The sequence below is a fragment of the Streptomyces sp. SID3343 genome, from assembly GCF_009865215.1.
Lineage (GTDB): Bacteria > Actinomycetota > Actinomycetes > Streptomycetales > Streptomycetaceae > Embleya.
The window spans coordinates 1-898 of record NZ_WWJX01001411.1; the positions used below are offsets into that span (position 1 = coordinate 1).

Consider the following 898-nt stretch of genomic DNA (forward strand, 5'->3'; position numbering starts at 1 on the left):
CGGACGTCGCCCTGGCGATCGTGGCGGAACTGACCGGCTACCCGGTCGAGATGCTCACCCCCGACATGGACCTGGAAGTCGACCTGGGGGTCGACTCCATCAAGCGGGTGCAGATTCTGACCCGGTTGCGTGATCACTTCCCCGGTGAGGCCACCGTGGACCCGGCCGACCTCGCCCGGTTGCGCACGATCGCGGAGATCGCCGACAAGATCACCTCGATGCGCGACGGCGGCGGCGTGCCCGCGCAAAGCGCCGGCCCTGCGTCCGTCGGCGTCGGCGCTCAGGTCGCTCAGGCCGCTCCGGCCCTGGAGAGCGGTGCGGACGTCGCCCTGGCGATCGTGGCGGAACTGACCGGCTACCCGGTCGAGATGCTCACGCCCGACATGGACCTGGAAGTCGACCTGGGGGTCGACTCCATCAAACGGGTGCAGATCCTGACCCGGTTGCGTGATCACTTCCCCGGTGAGGCCACCGTGGACCCGGCCGACCTCGCCCGGTTGCGCACGATCGCGGAGATCGCCGACAAGATCACCTCGATGCGCGACGGCGGCGGCGTGCCCGCGCAAAGCGCCGGCCCTGCGTCCGTCGGCGTCGGCGCTCAGGTCGCTCAGGCCGCTCCGGCCCTGGAGAGCGGTGCGGACGTCGCCCTGGCGATCGTGGCGGAACTGACCGGCTACCCGGTCGAGATGCTCACGCCCGACATGGACCTGGAAGTCGACCTGGGGGTCGACTCCATCAAACGGGTGCAGATCCTGACCCGGTTGCGTGATCACTTCCCCGGTGAGGCCACCGTGGACCCGGCCGACCTCGCCCGGTTGCGCACGATCGCGGAGATCGCCGACAAGATCACCTCGATGCGCGACGGCGGCGGCGTGCCCGCGCAAAGCGCCGGCCCTGC

Annotated in this window: 1 protein-coding gene; it reads left to right on the forward strand. The window is 70.4% G+C overall.

From position 1 onward, the window contains the following. Positions 1-898: phosphopantetheine-binding protein (locus GT354_RS44655; RefSeq protein ID WP_237536072.1), on the forward strand; the 898-nt coding region annotated here is incomplete at both ends.